The following is a 1087-nucleotide window of genomic DNA, read 5'->3' as shown; positions in this document are numbered from 1 at the left end:
AGGATGCGGCGGTGCGCGTCGCCGTCGACTACGGCGACGCCGCCGAGCTCGCCGGCAAGCTGGACAAGCTGGTCAAGGCCATGGCCTCCGGCGCGCCGGCCGCCTTCAAACTCCTTCGCCAGCAAGGCGTTTTCGTCGGCCGCGGCCCCGCACCCAAGGTCGCCTTCCTCTACACCGGCCAGGGCTCGCAATACGTCAACATGCTCAAAGACCTCGCGGCCAACGAGCCGGTCGTCAAGGCGACCTTCGACGAGGCGGACCGGGTGATGACCCCGCTCCTCGGGGGTCGCCCCCTGACGTCGTACATCTTCATCGACGGCGACGACAAGGACGCGGTCGACCAGCTCAACAAGCAGCTGATGCAGACCGAGATCACCCAGCCGGCCGTGCTCGCGACCGACCTGTCGCTGACGCGCCTGCTCGCGGCATACGGCGTGCACCCCGACATGGTGATGGGCCACAGCCTCGGCGAGTACGGCGCCCTCGTCGCCGCCGGCTCCCTCTCGCTCGAGAGCGCCCTGGAAGCCGTCAGCGCCCGCGGCAACGAGATGAAGAAGGTCTCGGTCGCCGACAACGGCGCCATGGCCGCGATGTTCGGCCCGCTCACCGCGATCGAAGAGTTAGTCAAGACCGCGGACGGCTATGCCGTCGTCGCCAATATCAACAGCTACAACCAGGCCGTCGTCGGCGGTGCCACCACCGCGGTCGAGGATCTGGTCGAGAAGGCGAAGGCCGCGGGGATGTCGGCCACCCGCATCCCCGTCAGCCACGCCTTCCACACCGCGATCGTCGCGCCGGCGTCCGGGCCGCTCAAGGACGCGCTGCGCCGCCTCAACGTCGTCGGCCCGACGGTGCCCTGCGTCGCCAATGTCACGGGTGAGTTCTATCCGCTCGGCGCGAGCACCGACGTCATGCTCGAGATCCTCGGCCAGCAGGTCGCCTCGCCGGTCCAGTTCGTCAAGGGCCTGGAAACCCTGTATGCCGCCGGTGCGCGCGTCTTCGTCGAAGTCGGCCCCAAGAAGGCCCTCCATGGCTTCGTCGAGGACGTCCTCGGCAGCAAGCACGACGACGTCACCGCACTCTTCAC

The 1087-nt window shown here is 68.4% G+C and carries 1 protein-coding gene; it reads left to right on the top strand.

Annotation, left to right across the window (positions count from 1 at the left end; all coding sequences use genetic code 11):
• Positions 1–11: 11 nt before the first annotated feature.
• The coding region (locus BN11_RS18450) for an ACP S-malonyltransferase (RefSeq protein WP_201329307.1) at positions 12–1087 on the top strand (1076 nt) is incomplete at its 3' end.

Origin of the sequence: Nostocoides australiense Ben110, from assembly GCF_001050535.1 — a bacterium.
In the GTDB taxonomy this organism is placed as follows: domain Bacteria; phylum Actinomycetota; class Actinomycetes; order Actinomycetales; family Dermatophilaceae; genus Nostocoides_A; species Nostocoides_A australiense.
Note: the sequence above shows the minus strand (reverse complement) of the source record. Positions and strands in the feature narration are given on the sequence as shown.